At 43.7% G+C, this 21,819-nt stretch carries 20 protein-coding genes; 8 read left to right on the top strand and 12 right to left on the bottom strand.

What is annotated here, in order from left to right; translation table 11 throughout:
- Positions 1-144 precede the first annotated feature (144 nt).
- Entirely contained in the window at positions 145-1,116 is a 972-nt protein-coding gene (locus ACE1TF_RS12925) for an FUSC family protein (RefSeq protein ID WP_375017296.1), read from the top strand.
- Between the two features lie 72 nt (positions 1,117-1,188).
- On the opposite strand, the gene ACE1TF_RS12920 is transcribed toward ACE1TF_RS12925, so the two are convergent.
- Entirely contained in the window at positions 1,189-2,676 is a 1,488-nt protein-coding gene (locus tag ACE1TF_RS12920; RefSeq protein ID WP_375017294.1) for a glutamate synthase subunit beta, read from the bottom strand.
- Between the two features lie 26 nt (positions 2,677-2,702).
- Positions 2,703-7,283: a glutamate synthase large subunit gene (gene gltB, locus ACE1TF_RS12915; RefSeq protein WP_375017292.1), complete on the bottom strand. Its 4,581-nt coding sequence runs from the start codon at positions 7,281-7,283 to the stop codon at positions 2,703-2,705.
- Positions 7,284-7,619: 336 nt separating this feature from the next.
- Here gltB and ACE1TF_RS12910 point away from each other — a divergent pair, with 336 nt between their 5' ends.
- From ACE1TF_RS12910 to ACE1TF_RS12895, 4 genes are all read left to right on the top strand, one after another.
- Entirely contained in the window at positions 7,620-8,711 is a 1,092-nt protein-coding gene (locus ACE1TF_RS12910; protein WP_042397765.1) for a toxic anion resistance protein, read from the top strand.
- Between the two features lie 45 nt (positions 8,712-8,756).
- On the top strand, positions 8,757-9,671 hold the full coding sequence (locus tag ACE1TF_RS12905) for a hypothetical protein (protein WP_042397762.1): 915 nt from the start codon (positions 8,757-8,759) through the stop codon (positions 9,669-9,671).
- A gap of 340 nt (positions 9,672-10,011) precedes the next feature.
- Entirely contained in the window at positions 10,012-10,947 is a 936-nt protein-coding gene (locus ACE1TF_RS12900) for an MBL fold metallo-hydrolase (RefSeq protein WP_375017290.1), read from the top strand.
- Positions 10,948-11,007: 60 nt separating this feature from the next.
- Positions 11,008-11,967, top strand: a complete 960-nt coding sequence (locus ACE1TF_RS12895) for a DUF2777 family protein (protein ID WP_375017288.1) — start codon at positions 11,008-11,010, stop codon at positions 11,965-11,967.
- A 15-nt stretch (positions 11,968-11,982) separates the two neighbouring features.
- Here the strand turns inward: ACE1TF_RS12895 and ACE1TF_RS12890 are convergent, their stop codons facing one another.
- The 8 genes from ACE1TF_RS12890 to ilvA form a co-directional block, all read right to left on the bottom strand.
- Entirely contained in the window at positions 11,983-13,476 is a 1,494-nt protein-coding gene (locus ACE1TF_RS12890; RefSeq protein WP_375017286.1) for a PH domain-containing protein, read from the bottom strand.
- Positions 13,477-13,525: 49 nt separating this feature from the next.
- Positions 13,526-14,005, bottom strand: a complete 480-nt coding sequence (locus ACE1TF_RS12885; protein ID WP_042397747.1) for a PH domain-containing protein — start codon at positions 14,003-14,005, stop codon at positions 13,526-13,528.
- 20 nt (positions 14,006-14,025) lie between these two features.
- Complete coding sequence (locus ACE1TF_RS12880; protein ID WP_375017284.1) at positions 14,026-14,232, bottom strand: hypothetical protein; 207 nt, start codon at positions 14,230-14,232, stop codon at positions 14,026-14,028.
- A gap of 15 nt (positions 14,233-14,247) precedes the next feature.
- On the bottom strand, positions 14,248-15,378 hold the full coding sequence (locus ACE1TF_RS12875; RefSeq protein ID WP_375017282.1) for a conserved virulence factor C family protein: 1,131 nt from the start codon (positions 15,376-15,378) through the stop codon (positions 14,248-14,250).
- 67 nt (positions 15,379-15,445) lie between these two features.
- On the bottom strand, positions 15,446-15,865 hold the full coding sequence (locus ACE1TF_RS12870; RefSeq protein ID WP_375017280.1) for a TlpA family protein disulfide reductase: 420 nt from the start codon (positions 15,863-15,865) through the stop codon (positions 15,446-15,448).
- Positions 15,862-16,176, bottom strand: a complete 315-nt coding sequence (locus ACE1TF_RS12865; protein ID WP_375017278.1) for a thioredoxin domain-containing protein — start codon at positions 16,174-16,176, stop codon at positions 15,862-15,864. The genes ACE1TF_RS12870 and ACE1TF_RS12865 overlap by 4 nt, the downstream gene beginning before the upstream one ends.
- Before the next feature lie 131 nt (positions 16,177-16,307).
- Complete coding sequence (locus ACE1TF_RS12860; protein WP_375017276.1) at positions 16,308-17,060, bottom strand: DUF3891 family protein; 753 nt, start codon at positions 17,058-17,060, stop codon at positions 16,308-16,310.
- Positions 17,057-18,325, bottom strand: a complete 1,269-nt coding sequence (gene ilvA, locus ACE1TF_RS12855) for a threonine ammonia-lyase IlvA (protein WP_042397729.1) — start codon at positions 18,323-18,325, stop codon at positions 17,057-17,059. Before ilvA ends, ACE1TF_RS12860 begins: the two co-directional genes overlap by 4 nt.
- Positions 18,326-18,545: 220 nt before the next feature.
- Between ilvA and ACE1TF_RS12850 the strand changes: the two genes are divergently transcribed.
- The 3 genes from ACE1TF_RS12850 to ACE1TF_RS12840 all read left to right on the top strand — a co-directional run bounded on the left by ACE1TF_RS12850 (position 18,546) and on the right by ACE1TF_RS12840 (position 20,821).
- A complete protein-coding gene (locus ACE1TF_RS12850; protein ID WP_042397725.1) occupies positions 18,546-18,740 on the top strand; it encodes a hypothetical protein in 195 nt (64 codons plus the stop codon).
- 71 nt (positions 18,741-18,811) lie between these two features.
- A complete protein-coding gene (locus ACE1TF_RS12845; RefSeq protein ID WP_042397724.1) occupies positions 18,812-19,138 on the top strand; it encodes a phasin family protein in 327 nt (108 codons plus the stop codon).
- Between the two features lie 12 nt (positions 19,139-19,150).
- Positions 19,151-20,821, top strand: a complete 1,671-nt coding sequence (locus ACE1TF_RS12840) for an ABC1 kinase family protein (protein ID WP_375017273.1) — start codon at positions 19,151-19,153, stop codon at positions 20,819-20,821.
- A gap of 19 nt (positions 20,822-20,840) precedes the next feature.
- On the opposite strand, the gene ACE1TF_RS12835 is transcribed toward ACE1TF_RS12840, so the two are convergent.
- Positions 20,841-21,209, bottom strand: coding sequence for a DUF1798 family protein (locus ACE1TF_RS12835; protein ID WP_042397722.1), 369 nt, complete (start codon positions 21,207-21,209; stop codon positions 20,841-20,843).
- A gap of 15 nt (positions 21,210-21,224) precedes the next feature.
- Positions 21,225-21,725 carry a MerR family transcriptional regulator gene (locus tag ACE1TF_RS12830; RefSeq protein WP_042397721.1) on the bottom strand — a complete coding sequence of 167 codons (501 nt, stop codon included), beginning with the start codon at positions 21,723-21,725 and terminating at the stop codon, positions 21,225-21,227.
- Positions 21,726-21,819 lie beyond the last annotated feature (94 nt).

Genomic DNA, 21,819 nt, shown 5'->3' with positions numbered 1-21,819 from the left:
TGATGACTTTTTTACCGTAATTTCACTTCTATCATACGTGATGACATGAGCATTGTTCAAGATGTTAATAAAAAAATGCATAAAATGTTTTCGTTTTGACACCCTAAGCATCAGGAGCATCCGGTTAATACGGTATGTGAAATTATGAAAGGCCGTGCGCTTATGCAATTGTTTATCCAACGTCTGTCTAACCGAACCATTAAATCACTGATTAGTATCGCCGCTTGCGTTGTTCTCTGTCGTGCATTGCACTTGCCTCCTGGGTTTGCCGTCATTACAACGTGTTTAGCTTTAGAGGCTACGAGTCTTGATGCAGTTCGAAACGGGGCTGTCCGTTTAGGCTCTGCCCTTGTCGGGGTGTCGTTTGCCCTCTTTTTCTACTACTCCCTCGGTGCCCATCCATTTTGGTACTTGTTTGCGATTAGTGTTTTACTTCTCGGTACGATGCAGTTGCAAGTGAATAAGCGCACCCTTATTGCTTCGATCTCTTTATTTGCGATGATGCCGACGATGTTTGATCAACATATTGATGATTACAGTGTACGCGTTATGAGCTCGATGATCGGCATTATGATTTCAACAGTCGTAAACATCTTTGTACTTCCAAATAATTTCATGCCAGAACTAAAAAAACGCCACGATCGTCTTTTTCAAGAACTCAAAGCGCTACCGTCTTTATACGTAAACGGGAAACATCCGTATGCGAGAGAAAAAAACCGGACGAGACTTTTGAAGAGCGTCCAAGAGTTCGAACGAATGGCAACGTTGCAACGAAAACAATGGCAGCTTCGTCCTCCTGAAAAAAGTGAGATGAGGAAATTACTCTATTTTTCTCATCAACAACGCCAAGTGAGAACTCTTGTGCTTGACCTTTCGCAACGAGCGGGAGCGAAGACGGCTCCGTACTTAATTCAGTTTGCAGCTAACGTTCCAAAGCATTTGCATAAACTTTCTAAAGACGAACGCGGACAAGTGATTCAATGGTTGCTCCGAAAAGAGAGTACCATTCCACCCGCTTATTTGAACGATTACCACCTCATCATGCGCACATTATTTCTTTTGGAGAGAACCGCCGTATTCTCGAAACAATCTGCCGAGCGTAGACAAGCGGGTTGAGAAAAGTTGGGTAGAGAACGAACCGAAGCCGAGGAGGGTACCCTCCTCGGCTTCGGTGTCTTCTCCTACCGTTTATGGTAAAATCGTATCTCCCATCAAGTAACGGTCGCACTCACGAGCCGCTTCTCGACCTTCATGAATCGCCCATACGACAAGGCTTTGACCTCTACGATTATCCCCTGCAGCAAATACACTCGGAACATTCGTATTGTACTTACCATACGGGGCATCAATCGTACCACGGTTTGTTACTTTTACTTGCATCTGTTCAAGCAACTCTTGCTCTGGTCCGGTAAAGCCGATCGCTAGTAAAACAAGATCAGCATCCCAAACCTTTTCAGTTCCAGGAATCGGTTTTCGAATTTTGTTTCCATCTTCAAAAATGGTTTCGGCTTGGACGGCTTCTAATCCAACAAGGTTATTGTCTTCATCTGTTACAAACGCTGTCGTAAACCATTGATATGCTCGTGGGTCTTCACCGTAAACCGCTTCCGCTTCTTTATGACCATCTTCTTTCGCAAACGTCATTGGGAACAACGGCCACGGGTTATTGTCCAATCGAATGTCTTCTTTAATCTTATTAATATCAAACTGGGTAATCGACTTCGCCCCATGTCGAACAGACGTTGTAATGCAGTCAACCCCAGTATCGCCCCCGCCAATAACAATTACATTTTTATCTTTAGCGGTAATGTATTCTTTATTTTCATGGTTTGAATCTAGCAATGACTTCGTGTTTTGTGTGAGAAAATCCATCGCAAAATGAACACCATTTGCCTCTTTGCCTGGCACGTCGCCAACACCTCGAGGTACTTGAGCACCTGTGCAAAGAATGACAGCAGAATAATCATTGTTCAATTGCTCCCACGTGATTGTCCGTCCAATTTCTTCGTTCGTCTTGAACGTAATCCCTTCTTCTTCGAGCAACCGGACTCTTCTCATGACCGTATCATACGGCAATTTCACGTCCGGAATCCCATACGTTAATAGACCACCAATGCGATCATCTTTCTCGTAAACAACGACGGTATGCCCTGCTTTATTCAGTTGGGCAGCAGCGGCAAGTCCTGCAGGACCTGAACCAACCACCGCGACGCTTTTTCCTGTTCTTTTTTTCGGTGGCTGAGCTTTCACCCAGCCTTCTTTAAACCCACGCTCAATAATTTGCCACTCAATGGATTTAATGGCGACGGGATTGTCATCAATGGCAACCGTACAAGACCCCTCACACGGAGCTGGACACACCTTTCCGGTAAATTCCGGGAAATTGTTTGTTTTGTGAAGCCTCTCCAACGCTTCATACCATTTGCCTTGATAGATCAAATCATTCCATTCGGGAATGAGGTTATATACCGGACAACCAATTTCATCAGAACCTGGGATGCTCGTACCTGCCTGACAAAACGGGATCCCGCAATCCATACAACGAGCGGCTTGTGACTCAATCAGTTCTTTTGACGGTGTCAAATGGATGTCTTTCCAATCTTTTGATCGTTCCACTGGATCTCTTTTTGGCGGAGCTTCTCGTTTAATCTCCATAAAACCAGTCGCTTTTCCCACTGTGATCCCCTCCTGTTCTTACGGTACTATTTAACCGCCGCTTTCTTTTGCTGACTTTGGTCAAATGCTGCCATAACGGCTTCTTCTTCTGAAATGCCTTCTTTGATCGATGTTTCAATCGCTTTTAACATATTGCGATAATCGGTAGGGATCACTTTTACGAAGTTCGCTACTGTCCGCTCCCAATCACGAAGCAACCGCTCGCCTAGCGGACTGCCAGTAACCAAAGCGTGCTTTTCAATCAGTTCTTTTAACTCCGTCACATCTTCATCTTTCACTTCATCTAATTCAACGAGAGCACGATTGCAATGTTTTTCAAATGACTGTTCAGGGTTGTATACAAAAGCCGTCCCCCCTGACATACCTGCAGCAAAGTTCTTACCTGTTTCTCCAAGAACGACAACCGTCCCGCCAGTCATATATTCTAACGCGTGGTCTCCTACACCTTCGACAACAACACGAGCGCCACTATTTCTCACGCAAAAACGTTCGCCAGCGATGCCTGAAATGTACGCTTCTCCATTTGTTGCACCGTATAGCGCGGTGTTTCCAACGATAATGTTTTCCTCAGGCTTGAGTGGTGCCGATTCATGAGGGTGAACATAAATCTTTCCCCCTGACAAACCCTTTCCGATATAGTCATTGCTGTCACCTATAAGGCGAAGCGTCATGCCTTTCGGGATAAATGCCCCAAAGCTTTGGCCTGCGGAACCAGAAAACGTTAAGTCCAACGTATCTTCCGGCAGTCCATCCATGCCATAACGCTTAGAGATCATGCTTCCAATTACCGTACCGACCGCACGATTTATACTCCAAATTGGATAGCTTTGCTCGACTTTCGTTCCGTATTCAATCGCTTCTTCACAACTTTCCATCAACATCGTTATATCGAGTGATTCATTCACAAGATGTGTTTGTTCAAGATGCCCGATATGTTTTTGCTGATTTTCTGTCTCAGGTCGATAAAGCAATGAAGCAAGGTCCACCTGTTTTGCTTTTTCATTCGTGATGTCTGTACGTTGTTCTAACAGATCGGACCGACCAATCATATCATCAAGCTTTGTAAACCCTAGTTCTGCCATGATTTCTCGCATTTCTTCAGCAACAAATGTCATGAAGTTCACGACATGATCTGGATTTCCAGCAAAGCGCTTGCGTAATTCCGGATTTTGGGTCGCAATACCGACTGGACACGTATCGATGTGACAGACGCGCATCATCACACATCCTAAAACGACGAGCGGAGCTGTGGAAAATGCATATTCTTCTGCACCAAGCAGCGTTGCTGTAATAATATCTTTACCTGTCATCATCTTGCCGTCTGTCTCTAACCTTACACGTTCCCGGAGACCATTTAGCACAAGTGTTTGATGAGCATCAGCCAACCCAATCTCCCATGGAAGTCCCGTATGCTTAATCGATGTACGTGCAGCTGCACCTGTACCCCCATCATAGCCACTAATGACAATTCCATCCGCACGACCTTTTGCGACACCGGCGGCGATCGTACCGACACCTGTACCCGATACAAGCTTCACACTAATCCGCGCGGCAGGGTTTGCATGTTTCAGGTCATGAATGAGTTGAGCCAAATCTTCAATCGAATAAATATCGTGGTGTGGCGGCGGCGAGATCAGACCAACGCCTGCAGTCGTTCCGCGCACTTGCGCGACCCAAGGGTACACTTTGTTTCCCGGCAATTGTCCACCTTCACCTGGCTTTGCGCCTTGCGCAATTTTGATTTGAATTTCATCGGCATTCACTAAATAATGACTCGTTACGCCAAAGCGGCCGGATGCCACTTGTTTAATCGCACTACGTCTTAAATCACCATTTTCATCAGGAGTAAAGCGTTCTGGGTCCTCCCCACCTTCTCCTGTATTCGATCGCCCACCAATCCGGTTCATCGCAATGGCTAAAGATTCATGCGCCTCTTTCGATATGGAACCAAAGCTCATTGCACCCGTTTTGAAGCGTTTGAAAATCTCTTCAACCGGTTCAACTTCATGCAATTGTACAGATGGACGGTCTTTCTTAAATGAGAGCAGACCTCGAAGTGTTGTTTGCTTCTCTTCTTGCTCGTTAATGGAACGACTATAGGCTTTAAACAATTCCTGGTCGTTTGATCGACAAGCTTGTTGGAGCATATGAATCGTGTGGGGGTTAAATTGATGCTCTTCCCCATTTCTTCTCCACTGATGGTCGTCACCGTCTGGTAAAGAAAGTTGTTCACTTTCAAAAAGACGATAGGCTTTTCGATGACGTTGGATCGCTTCATTCGCAATCGTCTCAAGATCAATTCCACCGATTCTTGTTGGCGTCCAAGTAAAGTGATGATTGATCACATCTTCATGAAGTCCAACCGCTTCAAAGATTTGCGCACCTCGGTAGCTTTGTATCGTGGAAATGCCCATCTTTGAAAGGACTTTCATCATCCCTTTTGTCGCTGCTTGAATGTAGGCTTTTACTGCATCGACGTAATTGAGACCACTTAGCTCTTCATCTCTTGCAAGACCTTCAAGAGAATCAAACACAAGATACGGATTGATCGCTTCTGCCCCGTAACCGAGGAGAACTGCGAAATGATGAACTTCACTCGCTTCACCGGTTTCCACAATTAAGCTCACTTTAGTTCTTGTTCCTTGTCGGATGAGATGATGATGCAAGCTCGAGACGGCCAAAAGCATTGGCAGAGGAACGTTGAATTTATCTGAGTCACGATCCGTTAACACAATGAGTGTCCGGTCGTCTTCAATTGCCCGATCTGCGCGTTTGTGTATGTCTTCAAGTGCTTTTTCAATATTTGAAGACGAGCCACTCGGCTCAAACGTTGCAGACAGCACTTCTGCTTGTAAGCCTTGCTCGTCACAAGCGGCAAGCTTGGCTAACTCCTCATTCGTTAGGAGTGGTGTTTCTAAGTAAATATGGCGGGCACTCTTCGCCGTTGGGTGAAGCAGGTTGCCCTCTTTCCCGATTGTCGTACCTACCGCAGTCACGACTTCTTCTCGAATCACGTCGATCGGCGGGTTCGTTACTTGTGCAAATTGTTGCTTAAAGTAGTTGTACAACAGTTGAGGTTTCTCCGACAACACAGCTAGCGGATTGTCGTACCCCATAGACCCTACCGGGTCTGCGCCATCTGTAACGAGCGGCTTGATCTGTTTATGAATTTGCTCAAACGTATACCCGTGTACGAGTTGATTTAGGAGCACTTGTTTTTCGTCATACTCTTTAAATGCATCTGAGCTTTCACGGATGTCATCTAGCGTCTTTAGTTCTTGAGCAACCCATTCTTCATACGGATGCTTAGAAATAATCTCTTGTTTTACATCTTCATCTGGAATAATGCGCCCTTCACTCGGGTCGACGATGAGCATCTGCCCCGGTTTTAACCTTTTCTTCTCAACAACTTTCTCTGGCGCTGCGGGGAGTACACCCACTTCAGAAGACATGACGACGATGTCATCTTCTGTCACGATGTAACGGGATGGACGAAGCCCATTTCGGTCAAGACAAGCGCCTACACGATTTCCATCCGTGAACACAATCGCTGTCGGTCCGTCCCACGGTTCCATCAGCGTAGAATGATATTGGTAAAATGCACGCTTATCTTTAGCCATGTTTTCAGCATTTTGCCACGGTTCAGGAATCATGAGCATTGCTGAGTGGGCAAGCGTTCTTCCAGACAATGTTAAAAATTCAAAAGCATTATCGAACATCGAGGAGTCACTACCATTTTCATCAACGACGGGTCGCACTTTTTCAAGGTCGCTTTGGAAATAGTCGGATTCGAATACTGCTTCTCGCGCTCGCATCCAGTTGACATTCCCTTTTATCGTATTGATTTCCCCGTTATGCATTAAATACCGGTTTGGATGTGCTCGCTCCCAACTCGGAAATGTATTCGTACTAAATCGAGAATGCACGAGAGCAATCGTACTTTTGAATAATTTCTTCTTCAGATCGGTATAAAACGTACCGAGTTGATCCGTTGTGAGCATGCCTTTATAGACAATCGTTCTTGTTGAAAGACTGGCAAAATAAAAAGAATCACCCTCTTTTAAAAGGGCTTTAACTTCTCTTTCAATACGTTTTCGCACAACATATAATTTTCTCTCTAAAACGTCTGAAGACAAACCTGAAGATGTAATAAATACTTGTTGAATATAAGGTTTTGCTGCGAGTGCAGTCTTACCTAACCCTTGTTCATTCACAGGAACATCGCGAATACCAATGACACTTGCTTGCTCCTCTATTGCAATCGATTCAAGTAGGTCGAGGACAGCCCTTCTTCTGCCTTCATCAGTTGGCAAGAACAGCATCCCAACACCATACTCCCCGGCGTTTGGTAATGAAAAGTCGTTTTCCTTTGCAGCTTCTACAAAGAACGGATGAGGGATTTGCAACAAGATTCCTGCCCCGTCACCAGAGTTCTTCTCCGCCCCTTGCCCACCTCGATGTTCAAGATTGCTCAAAAGATCAAGTGCGCTTCGCACGATCGTATATGATGGTGTTCCTTTAAGATTTGCTAAAAACCCAATTCCGCAGTTGTCATGCTCAAATTCAGACCGGTACAATCCTTGGTCCCCTTGATATTTGTGAGTCAATTCATTCCACCTCTTTCATCCAACTTGAAGTTGTCTCAGTAAACTAGTAAAAATGATCTTACCACTTATCTGAACCTTCGGCAAATTGGAACTGCCCGTCGCTTCAGCATGTAAGCGCTTAATGTATAGTTGCTTCGGGAAAAAATCTAACAATCATTTTTCTGCCTGTTTTCTATATTTTGATCCGTAATTGTACTTTTCTTTAATAGGAATAATACATACGAAACCTTTATCTGTTTACAAACGTAAATGAATCAAGACATGATTGTTGTGAAAATGATATAATGAACAAAGAATTGCTCGGCTGGTTTTTACTGACAGAAAGGTGGTCTATCCATGCAAGAAGAAAATAAACATGCCCCAGAAGTTGATGAAACGAATTTTGAAACTGACCTTAAAGAGCCTGAGAAACAAGAGGCTGAGAAAAACGCAGAACAATACATGAACAAATTCAAAGAAAGTAGCAACACAGCTGAACTGATCCAACAGCTAGGTTTGTTAGGAGAAGATGAGCAAAAACTTGCTGGAGACTCCCTTGAATCATTAAAGCGACCAGTGCAAGACATGCTCTCCAATAAAAACAGTGAGTTGCCTGAACAGCTCTTTGAACTTCGTCAGCAAGTGTCGACGCTAGAGCCAGAACACCTTAACCAAAATGCATTGCAAAAAGCGTGGAACAAGCTTACCCGCAAAAATCCAATTGATCAATATGCACAGAAATATAAAACGGTCGAAGAACAAGTGGAGAACATCATTGAAGCGTTGTTAAAAGGGAAAGACAAATTGCAAGAAGACAACTTGATGTTAGAGCAACTTCGGGAGACCGCGACTTCTCGGATTACCAATTTGGAAAAGCAAATTGAAACGGGTAAACAGTTAAACACGATGCTTGAAAGTGAAATGACTGCCGAGAAATGGCGAGACAACCCGGTGGAGTTGCAAAAGGGTCAACAAAAAGTGATTACACGGATCAAAAACATGACACAAGCGGTTATGGTATTACAGCAGTCACTCGCTTCTGTTGACTTAATAAAAGAAAACAACGAAAAACTTGAAGAAGCGATTTTTAATGCGATTACGATGACGAAAAACGTCATTACGGTTACAGCAAGTATCCAACTTGCACTTGGCAACCAACAAAAAGTCATTGACGCTGTGCAAAGTGTGAATCAAGCAACAGAAGATATGATTTTAAGTAATGCCAAAACGTTGCGTACGAATACGGAAGAAACATTAAAAACATTGGAAGAGCCTGCGGTTGCCATCGAATCCTTCCGTAAAGCTTATGAAGACGTTCAATCTGCGATTGAATTAACCGAACAGTCCAATGAACGAATTGTTCAGTCCGGAAAAGCGTTTATCGCCGAACTTGATGACTTGAACAAAAACGTTCAAGCTCGTCTGCCCGAGCGATCGGAGCGTTCATAGCGCCGGATCATTGACCACTACTTTACGATGAAGGTGATGATGTTTGTGAAAGATTGGCTAACCTCCTCTTGGAGGGAGCGTTTTATTCCGGAGCGGATGCGCACCGTTGACGATCATATATTTTCTGACCCAAACGGCCTTTCACTCATCAAAGAAAGTGAAGCGGTTTTAGATAAAGTCATCTCTCATATTCTAAAACACGGGCCACCACGAGGCTCACAAGTGTATAGAAAAAACGGGCGCACCTTTAAGATGAGGCTGAAAGTAAGTCAAAAACATTTGAAGTTGCTCACTTTTGATACCCATCAATCTCCTTCTGCCATTAAAAAACGCTTTGTGTTGCATTACGTAAGAAGTGAACATTCAAAAGCCCAACAAAAAATGATTAAAGATGGGTTTGTCTATTATATGAAGAATGGGAAGTCACATGTGAGAAGTGTCGTTAAATCACCGTACTTTCACGGCATGATACAAAAATTGCAGCACATTGATGGAGCTTTGGATGGACATGCTCCTACTTCTCTCATTCAAATGCAAGACCAACCTGATCACGAAGAAACGATCTCCAAAGAAGCAAAATCAGAGCAAGATCAATATGCAGGATCACTAAATTACGTATCAATGCTCGAGCACGAGTTGCCCGCGCCTTTGCAAAACCGACTGCGCCAGCTTCTAGAACGGTTGTATCCACTTAAGCAACAACTTAGACACTTATCGGTTGAAGATCGGTATCAAGTGAAACGCATGCTCCAACAAGACATTCCAAACCTATTAGAAGCCTATCAGCAATTGGATGAAGAAGAACAGTCGGAGCAGATGGAAAAGGTGTACGAAGCCCTGACACAAATGGAAATTACAGTGAGCCGTTTGCAAGAAAATGAAGACGATATGAAGTCAGAGCGATTCGATTACCTCATTCGACTAAACGAACGCCGCTATAATGAAAAAAAAGACCGCTAAACAACGTTCAGCGGCTGAATGTAACCCCAAGTTCGAACCATAAACGAATTTGGGGTGTTTTATTTGTGAAAGCATCGAGAGCGTGTATGAAGAGGTGGTTTAGAAGTCTATGGAAGGCTCGGATTGTAACATTCAATTATCGCAAAACAACAAGTCATAAAGTTCATCTTGTATCCATTCAAAATATCTTATTCATAATACCAGGTACAGAAGACGACGAAGTGAATTTTTATAAATCGGAAGATTGTTAAGATATCCTTTATGCAAATTGTGATTTTACGTTAAAATAATGAGCATATGGCACTTGCCGTTACAATCAGCCCACTTTGGAAAGGAATCGATGATGCAAAAACTATTTGATCACACGTATCTCATTGATGGACTCGACCTTGGCATGAAAGAACGTACCGGAATTTATGTGTTGGACAATGAGCAACTAACCATTATCGAAACAGGACCGAGTCAATCATTTGAGCCGATTCGCCTTGGACTCAAACAGCTCGGTTATGAAATGACTGACATTTCTCACATTATCTTAACCCACATTCATTTAGATCATGCAGGAGGCGCCGGGCAGCTCGTTCAACACGCCACTAATGCTCGCGTCCACGTTCACCCAAGTGGCTACAAACATCTCATTGACCCGACGAAATTGATCGAAGGAGCTCGTGTTGTGTATGGGGATGCGTTTGACCGCACGTTTGCACCTGTTCTCCCCGTTCCAAAACGGGTGGTCATTAGTCAAGAAGATGGAGCACAGCTCCATCTTGGCAACGACCGAACGCTCACATTTTTCCATACTCCTGGCCATGCAATGCATCATATCTCCATTCTAGACAGCGAAACGAATGGGATCTTTACTGGGGATACGGTTGCGGTCTATTATAAAAGTTTGAGCGAGCGTTACGATCAATGTGTAAGCGTGCCGAGTACATCCCCTTCCCAATTCGACCCAGCAATGATGGCTAATTCGTGGGAAAAGATTCGTCGGTTATCTCCGGATGTTTTGTATTTAGGCCATTTTGGCGCGTCGCAGCAAACAGATCAATTGTTTCTAAACAGCGAACAACTGCTTGAGAAATTTATCGATGCATTAAGAACAGAAGCACAAGATGCAAAGCGGTTAGCGCGCATCCTTCAACAAACCGTTCAAGATCATTTTCAGCTCGAACAACTTACAGATGATGAATCCAATATGTTAAGCGTCGATTGCCAAGTTTCAGCACTCGGTCTCATCCATGCTTATGAAAAAGGGAGAATCGAGCTAGATGGTTGAACAACCGTTGAAAGCCCTTTATAATGAGTAGGTGAACTGTGTTGAAAAGAGAGGATATGTATGAATCGTAAAGAAGCATTGCAATGGCAAGGAAAAACGGTTATTTTTCAAAATGATTCGACGTGCAGTTATTACGGAGTACTAGAAGAAATCCATACACCCCAAAACAAGATATGGACTGGAACCATTCTCGTTCAAGGAGTACACGAAATCTTTGATGTGGATGCGATCTTTTCGCTAAAAGACCGTGGTGGTGAACGGTTTACGATTTCGGGAAACAACATCCATCCTTTTGACGGAAAAACCTCTCGTTCATTTCGAGGATCTGTGCTCAGAGCGCTCACAAATCTAGAAAATGTAACAAGTGCAAACATCCAACATTTAAAAGAACAAAAGAAACACCTTCAAGATTCTCGCTTGCGCTTTAAAAATGGCCATCGTCAATCAGAAGATCCTTATTTATATTTTACATTAGGGTATGAAGAAGAAGAAATTGTACTCATCGAAAACTCGCAAAAAGAGCGCATGATGCTAGACGGTTGCCCTTTTGATTTAGAATGGTACAATGCAAAACATGACGAGTGGTTGATGGTTCTTCATGAGCGCGAATGGAAATTCAAATTAAAAAACGGCAAGAAAGTCCGGCTCGAACAAGGTGCTGCCGTTCGTATTCACAAGGAACAGTTTGAACCTTTCCAAATTCTGCTCAACGAACTTGAAACGCCAGCGAAAGAATCGCTAGCAAGTATTCTTAGAGATTTCGGATATAAACGTAAACATCTTGTGAAATGTCACAATACGTTACTTCGCCAATTGTTGCACGCACAAGAGGAGCAAAAGTTTACCGGAGTGAACTTCTTGATCTTTGAAAAAGAAGCGTCCTCCATCATTATTCAACATCGTTACGAACGCATTTTGCACCATATCGGTGAAGATTACGTGTATGACCGGTTTGAATGCACGTCTGACCGAAACGAACGTCAAGTGCTTACGTATACGAATATGCAGACACTCAAATAAAGAAGATGAACCCCTTTAGAGCGGTTCATCTTCTTTTTCGTTGGAATCCAGTTGTGTATGATGTTTTGAAAACCAGGCGAGTAACGTCTGTCCGTCTTCTTCGCCTAAATCATATACTTCAAAACTTTTCCCCGATAAACTTGAAAGAATGGATACTGAAAATGTCGATAACGTTCTCCACCTTTGAATTGGGGATTGTACGACGTCAGCAGCTTGAATTCTTCGCTTAGGAATGAGAACTCGGTTCAGGTTGAACAATCGCCATTGCATAATAACAAATTGATCATCATGATAAAAGCCTCCGTGCTTATGTCGCCAATGTCCGACGAGCATACCCGGGATAATCAACAATAAACTGTACCACCCTACCGGTTGGAAGAAATAGACGATCGGAACAATCACGAATAAAAGCGGGAAAACGGAGCGAATCATGTAGCGGAACTTCGCCCTCTTCGGCAAACGTGACAACGTGTATTCCTCTTCAAAAGTGAATTCTGGTAGAAACTGAGCGAGCACGTCCTCCACTTCGGAACGTTTAATAAGCGGAATGAGCATCGTTGACTGCTGCTCCTCTGCACTGCCGCCACCTTTAGATTCAACATATAAGGTTGTATAGCCAAACGGCTGTCTAAGAATACTCGAAACCATGCGGACAGCGGTAATCCGGTGCTCTTTTAGTGTGAGTTGTTTTCTTTCCAACAATCCTCGGGAAACGATAATATCCGTCCCGCGCTTCTCCACTTGAAATTGCCCGTACTTGATGACTGTAATTCCTATTGAAATGACCCAAGCAATAATGGCAATGGAAACGACAATCACAGCAATAAGCGTCATCGTTAACGAAAGTGCAATGCCGATCGTAGACTCGTAAAACTGTTCAGGCAAAAGGAAGTCGATTTGCGATACGAGTGCCACTACTGCTGATAGCACAAGTCCGACACCGCCAGATGTCATGCCGGCTACGATTAGTCGCTTCGTACCGAGTACCCACTTCTCTTCTGGCTCTTCTTCTACCCAATCTTCTTCTACCTCATCCAGTTCTTGATCGACAAGTTCTTCATCTGTGTGCGGCTCTTCATGAAGCGCCTCATCATCTGTTTGAACCTCTTCATCAACCATCTCTTCTTGAGGTTTTTTGAGAAGTTTTTTCTTTAGGCGATTCGCTTCACTTCGGTCGAGTGCAATTAACTCTACATCAGGCTCACTGCCTCCACCTGCAGTCTCAATTTTCACTTTCACTAACCCAAAAGGTCGTTGTAAAAGACCCGCCGACATGTCAAAGCTTTGTACACGACTTCTTTGAATATAGCGCTGTTTTTTTATGAGAACGCCTTGGCGAATATGAAGTTCTCGATCTTCCACACGGTATCGGTACATGAACCAATACAAAAAGCTATATCCCCCTGAGATGATCAAGATTGCAGGTATGATGATGAGTGCGAATAAACCTGGAAATCCTGTACCTCCGATAAAAAAGGCGATGATGATCGGGATAATAAAACTTTTCAACCCCGATAACACCATGATTACGACAGCTGCCCAGTGCATTCTTTTACCGTCAGTCATCTTCATCAGCCGTTTGGGCCAAAACGGCAATTTGATCCCGAAGATCCGAGGCCACTTCTTCTGTTAATGCAGGAATTTGATGAATGGTCGCAGCCGTTGATATGGAAACAGCCGATAGCTTATAGTGTCTATAGATCGGCCCTTGTTCTGTATCTACATGCTGCACACGATTCATTGGAACGAGTGTTCTACGTATAATGAATACACCGTACTGAAAGTCAATTTCCTCGTCGTGAACTTCATAGCGCCATCGGCGCCACCTAACTGCTGGAATGACAAGACTTTTTAATATTGCAATCAAGATCCATAGCAGCATCACCGGGTATAAAATCCAAAACGGCCAATCAAAGAAAAACGACAACCCTGCATATGCAAGTGGTAATACTAAGTAAAATAAACTTTCTAAAAGTCCTGTAATACGCCAAACAGGAAGCGCCTTTTTAGATAGGCGCTTCGCCGGTACTTCTCGCATAAGCGGTGCTCCTTCCTTGATTACTCCTCATCAGTTACGTACACGATCTCGACACCGATCTCTTCAAGTAACGCAATCACTCGTCGGTTCAAGTCTTCATCACGCAACAATCCAAGAGATTCAACGAGCTCGAGCTCATCAAACTCACCGGCTTTCGCTTCTTCAATGAGCTCGAGCACGTCAGTCATTTTCTTGTCTTCAAGTTGTTGAATTAATTGTTCGTTCATCATCTCTTCCACCTCTTAAGATTCCCTGCTCGCTCTTACTGAATCGGTCATTTGTTTCCAGACTGACCCTTTCGCTTCTTCACCACCAGCAATTCTTTCAAGCGCGAGCTGCATCTGCATGTCAACTTCAAATTCCGAGTCACCAATGGCTGCTTTTAACGGTTCAATCGCCCGCTCGTCTCCAAGCTCATATAAGAACATTGCTGCTCGCCAACGAACGAGTTTGCTTTTGTCTGTTAAGCTTTCAATGACAACGTCCATTGCACTCGCATCGCCAAGATCAGAAAACGCATCTGCAGCTGTCCGCCGTACCGTTGCTGATTTATCGTTCATCGCCTCGTACAAATAAGGAAGAATGGCTGGCGTTTCGATCATGCCGATTAGTGTAACCGCAAGACGCCGAACTGATAACTTCTGGTCTTTCATCGCCTTTTGCAGTACTTCGAGGTCCTCCTCAGACGGGTCCATCTGATCTAAGGCGGCAAAGCGTGCTTTCCAATCTGGGTTATCAAGCATCTCCAGCGTAACAGCATAAGGTTCTGGTCGGCTGTTTGATCCAGACACTTCGCTCCACTCAATCAGTTTATTCAAACGTTCCTTCGTGTAGGCCGCTTCAATTTCCTCTGCTACCTCTTCACCGATCTTATCCAAATCACTTCCGTAGCGAACACTTCGCTCTTCCCATTTACGTTCTGTCACAATGTTTTCCGAATCTCCAGCCGCAGTAAACGCCGCTTCCATAAAGCGTTCAGGTAAAGCGACGCGCTTCTCCTCATCACCTGCGACGAGCTTAATTTGCATCGGAATATTTTTATACACTTGCAGTTGAACGGTGACCTCTCCGTAATGTTCATCCATCACGTGTTCACCCGTGCTCGTGCTCTGGGTTTGCTCGCCAAAGACTTTTCTTGCCTCTTGCAGGACAGCTTCCCATTTCGCTTTTGGTTCACGTTCTAATGCGATGAAGTCTGCGACGTGATAAACCCCTTTAATTCCTTCGATTTGAAAAAGCTCTTTGATTTCTTCGGGTGCACCCTCATAGTCCGTTTTTGTATAATTATTGCTCTTCCCACTGGAAAGAGATTCATCTAGCGTTAGCTTCATCGTATTCGGACTTGGTGTCGGTTCAATAGAAATTATCTTCATCATTTGTTCCTCCTCAAAAACAGCGTTCTCGGCTTCTATCATAACAAATTGCGTATGAGATGGCTATTTAACGAATCCACGGGGACAAATGTTGCACAATTTCCGTAAAAGGCGTTTTGTCACCAAATCGCTTTGACACCTCACCTCGTTCATTGATGAGGATCGTCGTTGGTACACCGATGGCGCGATACGCTTCGTACGTAGCTATTCCGTCATCGATAACATACAAAACGTTGTACGGGGCGTTGTCCATAAATTGTTTGCCATCACCACGGTTTCTCTCACGGCCTTCCACGTTAATAAACAACAAGTGTAAACCCGCTTCTTCCAACGACTGTTGGATTTTCGCTTTTTTGTCGAGGTCGATTTGCGAATCAGGGCACCAAGATGCCCAAAACGTCAGAAGTAATGGCTTGCCTTTATAATCTTCCAAAGATACCCGTTCGTTTGATACCGGATTTAATAATGAAAATGCTGGCGCTTTCACTTCGATTCTCCTTTCCTCGTTTCGACCAACCATTGGATCACGTTTGCGGTGGACCGAATTTGTGTGAGCTGAGTATAACCCTCAGGTTGTTTGCATAATAACGTCGGGACGGTTTCAATGTTGTAATCATAAGCAAATGTCTTCGTGAGTTGTAAATTTAATTTATACATTGTTTCTTTTGGAGCTACGTACCGAAACGCTTCTTCAACCATCGTTTCTGCCACTTGACAACTTAAACAAAACGGGGACACGATCAATGTGTATCGGATGTTTCGTTTTCGCCACTCGGCCTCGGTAATTTCTTCTAGCACGCTCATTCCCCTTTTTTGTTTATGGAGTCAATACACTATGATGCACAAACAAAAAAGCGCTACAGGCAGTCAAGTTCACTACTGCCAACAGGTGAAAATCTACACCCGAGCGCTTCTTCAAAAACCGTTATTTATGCTTCGCTTGCTTTCATGAACGTCACGATATTCTTTTCCATTTTGGCATGATTCCACGCTGCTTTCAAGCCATCCGAAAACACGATCTCCTTTTGCAAGTGAAAACTGTGTAATGGGTAACGGGTCGTCTCCAAAAGCGGAAACGGATCCAAAACAATCCGCCGCTCGTCGTGCCAATGTGCTTGCACAATTTGATCATCTAAAAATGTAAATCGAGAAGAGAAACCATTCTTAAACCAAGGAAACTCATCTTTCTTTTGTACTCCCGGTCGGTTCAAGCATGCATATAGCGACAGCTCGTCGCACATTGTGAGTATTTGTTGGTCGATCGTCGTATCTGTCTTTATCTTCATGTTCGATTGCCGCAGCTGCTCACCCTTTATAAATGCAGATGCACGAGGCGTATCAATACTTTTAAAGAATGCCGACAAATGGCGACTCACCAAATATGCTGCTCGCTCATCCATCAACTGCACTTCTTCGATCCCGCGTCTATAAAGTGCAATCTTATCCTCATCTGGATAGGAATTAAAGTCATGCGGTTGCCCATGAATGGCGTCCCATTTCGGGAGGTGGTCGGCTTCTTTCCACCCGCGATCATGTTCCCGCGCGGCGATTACAACCGATTGCCAGTCGCTTTGTTTCCTTCGATTTGTATCACGCCAACGACTGGCAAGGTGACCGCTTAGTCCCCCGTGCTCATGTTGCGTCGTAACGACCCAGAATTCAGACTCCTCTCGAATGATCATAAGACGAAATTGAACAATTTGTCTGACGTAGAAATTTCATCAACATCAAACCCTTCAGATCGCATACGAGCCATAAGAACCGGATAGTCATCAGCATGTTTCAGTTCAATTCCGACAAGCGCGGGCGCAACTGACCGGTTATTCTTTTTCACATAATCAAACCTCGTAATGTCATCATTTGGACCGAGTACATCATTTAAGAATTCTCGTAAAGCTCCAGCTCTTTGTGGGAAATTCACGATAAAGTAGTGCTGTAAACCTTCATAAACGAGCGATCGTTCTCTCATCTCTGCCATTCTACCGATGTCATTGTTTCCCCCTGATACGACACAAACGACCGTTTTTCCTTTAATCTGATCCTGATAAAAGTCTAGAGCAGAAATGGACATGGCTCCAGCAGGTTCTGCGACAATGGCTTGCTGATTATACAACTCCAAAATTGTCGAACAAATCTTACCTTCAGGCACTAATACGACATCATCTAAAAGTTTTTCACACATTCTAAATGTTTTGTTGCCGACACGCTTCACTGCAGCGCCGTCAACAAACTTGTCAATCTCACCAAGCTCAACAACCTCACTTTTTGCGAGGGAGTCCCGCATTGATGGCGCTCCCTTAGGTTCCACACCAATGATGTTGATGCGAGGGTCAATTGACTTTAAATACGTGCCGACACCGGAAATAAGGCCACCGCCTCCAATTGAGGCAAATACATAATCAATGTTCTCTCCGATATCATTTAGAATTTCCATACCAACCGTTCCTTGGCCAGCAATGATCTTTTCATGATCAAACGGGTGAACAAAAGTCATGCCATGCTCTTCTTCATAGCGTTTCGCCTCTTTAAATGCATCATCAAATGTATCTCCAGTAATGATAACGTCAACAAATTCTTTCCCAAATTGCTTCACTTGGTCTTGTTTTTGCCTCGGTGTCGTTGTTGGCATGAAGATTTTCCCTTTAACTTTTAACTGCCTGCAGGAATAGGCTACTCCTTGAGCATGGTTGCCTGCACTTGCGCAAACAACACCGTTTTGGAGGTCTTCTTCAGGAAGGCTTTTCATTAAGTAATAAGCGCCTCTAATCTTAAATGAGCGAACGACCTGCATGTCTTCTCTTTTTAAATATATATTGGCATCGTAGCGCTCTGATAAAACCTCATCTCTTTGAAGAGGGGTGTGCGTCACGACATCTTTTAACGTTTGGTATGCAATAATGATGTCTTCTAGTTGGACTTCCTCGATTGTTTCACTTTTTTGTGCCATCTTTTACGCCGCCTTTGTATACAATTCTAACGCTAACCGTAACATATATAACGTGAATTATAACACGCTTGTTTGAAGATTTCTTCTATTTCTTTAACGATGTGATGAGTTTATCGACAAAAGCGTACAAAACGAGAAACCGTAATACATTTCGTTGAAAATCAAGCCCAATCCTTCTATAATTAATGAAGAATGGCGTCTATGAAGGAGGAAGAGAAAAATGAAATTTAAAACCGCAATGATGAGCATGATTGTTTTCTTAGCATTTTTAGCCCCAACTACGCAAACACTAGCAGCATATGGGGAAGAGGCTGGTAGTGACGCGAGCACATTTCTTGTATTTTCACTTAGTGCTTTTTCAATCGTTACACTCGTCTACTTAGTCGTTTCAGCATTTAAAGACAACAACAGCTAACAAATGGTTAAAATCTTGGTTTTTCGGGAAACTAGATAGCTATAACGATTGTATTAGGGAGGCTGTTAACGATGAATGATTGGTTAAAGAATGGATTTTTCTTAGGACTTGGTGCTGCCGCTGCTGGAACAGAGAAAGTGCAAAGTTATTTAGACGACCTTGTTACCCGCGGAAGAATTACGCCAAAGGAAGCTGAGCAATTTGCAGAGGAACTGATCTCTAAAGGTGAATCAAAGGAACAAGAATGGTCAGATGCCTCCAAAGTGCGTATGAAAAAGATGTTCAAAGACATGGGTCTAGTTACGACGGATGATTTAAGCCGCCTTGAAGAACAAATCGCTCATCTGGAAACACTCGTGAACAACCAAAATGATTCAACTGACTCTAAAGAGTCGTAAGGAAGATGACTATTGCTCTCTAATGGGTTAAAACATGCCAATCGTTACCGAAAAATTGTCACCATCCTCGCCCGCCATGGGTTTGGATACGTACTCAAAGAAGTTGGTCTTTTTCATGTGTTGTCCCTTCCAAAGCGTATGGCTACAAATCGGAATGACCCGAACTATCGACTGATTGGCGAGCGCCTTCGTAATGCATTGGAAGAACTCGGGCCGACCTTCATTAAATTAGGGCAAATGGTCAGTACTCGCCAAGATCTTTTTCCGAAGCATATTGTTGATGAACTTGTTGAACTTCAAGATAACGTGGCAGCGTTTAAATATAGCGAAGTGAAGGCCATTGTTGAAGAAGAATTAAACATGCCGATTGAAAAAGCATACAAAAGCTTCAATGAGTTGCCGATTGCTGCAGCTTCAATCGGGCAAGTTCATAAAGCAGAGCTGGATGACGGTACAATTGTTGCCGTCAAAGTGGCTCGACCAAATATTAAAGAGACAATAGAAAAAGACTTGGACATTCTTCATGACATTGCTCGCCTATTTACACAACGTTTTCGTTGGGCGGAATATTACCGGTTAGAAGAAATTGCAGATGAATTCGCAGAGGCCATTCGTAATGAAGTGGACTACACACTTGAGATTCGCAACACAGAAAAAATGCGGATGAATATGAAGAAATTTTCGCTCATTCAAGTTCCAGAAATCTATGAGCCGCTTTGTACCCGGAAGATGATTACGATGAGCTTTATAGATGGGGACAGCTTACATGATTGGGAACCTCCGAATGAAGAGATACGCCAGCAGTTCGCTCGCGAACTTGCTGATGCTTTTTTACAACAAGTATTGATCGATGGCTTCTTTCACAGCGACCCCCACCCCGGTAACTTCATTGTCACCCGTGATGAGAAGATTTGCATGCTTGACTACGGTCAAATTGGTCGCTTGAATAAATCAATGCGAAATCAATTCGTTGACTATGTGATCTCTTTGACGAGAGGTGACCCTGACGATGTGGCTCGGTCTGTGTATACGATGGCGGATGTCCCAGATACGGTCGACCCCGAAGAGTTTAGTGAAGAAGTAGAATACTTACTGGATAAATATTATGAGCAACCATTTGAAGAAGTAAAAATAGGCGAAGCGATTAATGATATCTTTTCTGCGTCCCACCGGTATAACATTCGAATTTATAAGGAATATACGTTACTTGCAAAAGCATTCATTACCGTGGAAAGCATCCTTTCCCGCCTTGATCCGAATTTAAGTATCGTTGAAATTGCCGAGCCGTATGGACGCGACTTAGCCCGTGAACGATTGAATCCAAAGAACTGGTCAAAGGATATCTATCGACAAGCAAAGTCACAGTCAAAAACGCTTTTTGCTCTCCCTACTTCACTGAAACGAGCCATTGATCGTGTTGGAAATGACGAACTCTCGGTTCAATTGCGGTTGCCAAAGTTGAATTTGTTCTTTCGCAAACTGGACCGCATTTCCAACCGCATCTCTTTTAGCCTGACGTTACTCGCGTTTAGCATCATCATGGTCGGTCTAATCATTGGTTCTACGTTTGGTGAACAAGGATCTATCCTCGTGCAATTACCTGTCATTCAAATTAGCTTTATCGTTTCGTTCCTCATGTTTGTTCTCATCCTCTTCTCGATTTTAAAGTCGGGAAGGTTCTAACACGGAAAAGAGCAACGCCCTAGTCGGCGTTGCTCTTTTCGTTCATCTCATCGAATAGCAATTCCATGACATAGTAAATTGCTTGTATCCGTTCTTCATATCGTTTCTCGCGAACGTGTGCTTGAAACGATTCTGTTGGAATCACATACATATTTTCGTATGTATGTTCAATTTGCACCGCATTTAGCGTATTCATTGCATTTTCTTCTGCGAACGCTAACGCTTCTCCCCGCCACACTTCAACACGCTCTTGCACTTCATTCACGAATGGAAGAATCGTTCCTTCAAATGAAAATGACTGTCCTTCTTGCTTTTGTCGATGATATTGCTTCGCTCGCTCAACGTCACTGAGCAGTTGAAGTGACCGTTCGCGAAGTTGCTGTACCATGGTTAGTCCCTCACTTTATGAACCGGAGAAAGAGAACATTTTGCCGAGTTTTCTTTTCTCACGTACGGGTTGTTCATCCGTTTTTGTTTCACTACTTTGATCGTCATTTTGAAAGGATGCGAGCTGATCTTCAAGAGAGAGCATCGATTTTTGAACATCATCCAACTCATGGCGATGTTTAAGAAGTTGAAAGCTAACGACTTCATCGGCTTTTCTTTCAATCATTCTTTCTAAATGTTCAAGTCGAAACAAGATGTCTTCCATCTTCTTCTCTGCTTCTCTCGTTGACGCCATGAGTGTTGGTGATTTCTCCTCTTGGTTGATGATGAACGCCTCTTGCGCCGGCATTTGCCGCTCTTTTATGCCTTTTAGCATTTCAATCATCTGTTCGTCATACAAATAATGGCCACGATCATTGGTGTTCACTTGAACTCCGTGTTTTCTTACCCAGTTTTGAATCGTCTTTGGTGCCACTTGGAGCATGTCTGCCACTGCTTGCGTTTTTACATAAGTCAATCGAATCGCCCTCCCCGTTTAAGAAAACGTACTGCCTTCTTTCTTAACGGTAAGATTCACGCAAACAAGTCCCATCTCCTTTCTGGCTGACAAA

It is taken from the genome of Geomicrobium sp. JSM 1781026 (assembly GCF_041949955.1).
Lineage (GTDB): Bacteria > Bacillota > Bacilli > Bacillales > Marinococcaceae > Geomicrobium_A.
The sequence above is the reverse complement of the archived record's forward strand: the minus strand, read 5'-3'. Positions and strand labels throughout refer to the sequence as shown.

Coding starts and splice junctions, on each gene's coding strand:
- ACE1TF_RS12925 (WP_375017296.1), top strand. CDS start 145: ATGAAAGGCCGTGCGCTTATGCAATTGTTTATCCAACGTCTGTCTAAC.
- ACE1TF_RS12910 (WP_042397765.1), top strand. CDS start 7,620: ATGCAAGAAGAAAATAAACATGCCCCAGAAGTTGATGAAACGAATTTT.
- ACE1TF_RS12900 (WP_375017290.1), top strand. CDS start 10,012: ATGATGCAAAAACTATTTGATCACACGTATCTCATTGATGGACTCGAC.
- ACE1TF_RS12895 (WP_375017288.1), top strand. CDS start 11,008: ATGAATCGTAAAGAAGCATTGCAATGGCAAGGAAAAACGGTTATTTTT.
- ACE1TF_RS12885 (WP_042397747.1), bottom strand. CDS start 14,005: ATGCGAGAAGTACCGGCGAAGCGCCTATCTAAAAAGGCGCTTCCTGTT.
- ACE1TF_RS12880 (WP_375017284.1), bottom strand. CDS start 14,232: ATGAACGAACAATTAATTCAACAACTTGAAGACAAGAAAATGACTGAC.
- ACE1TF_RS12875 (WP_375017282.1), bottom strand. CDS start 15,378: ATGAAGATAATTTCTATTGAACCGACACCAAGTCCGAATACGATGAAG.
- ACE1TF_RS12860 (WP_375017276.1), bottom strand. CDS start 17,060: ATGATCATTCGAGAGGAGTCTGAATTCTGGGTCGTTACGACGCAACAT.
- ilvA (WP_042397729.1), bottom strand. CDS start 18,325: ATGGCACAAAAAAGTGAAACAATCGAGGAAGTCCAACTAGAAGACATC.
- ACE1TF_RS12850 (WP_042397725.1), top strand. CDS start 18,546: ATGAAATTTAAAACCGCAATGATGAGCATGATTGTTTTCTTAGCATTT.
- ACE1TF_RS12845 (WP_042397724.1), top strand. CDS start 18,812: ATGAATGATTGGTTAAAGAATGGATTTTTCTTAGGACTTGGTGCTGCC.
- ACE1TF_RS12835 (WP_042397722.1), bottom strand. CDS start 21,209: ATGGTACAGCAACTTCGCGAACGGTCACTTCAACTGCTCAGTGACGTT.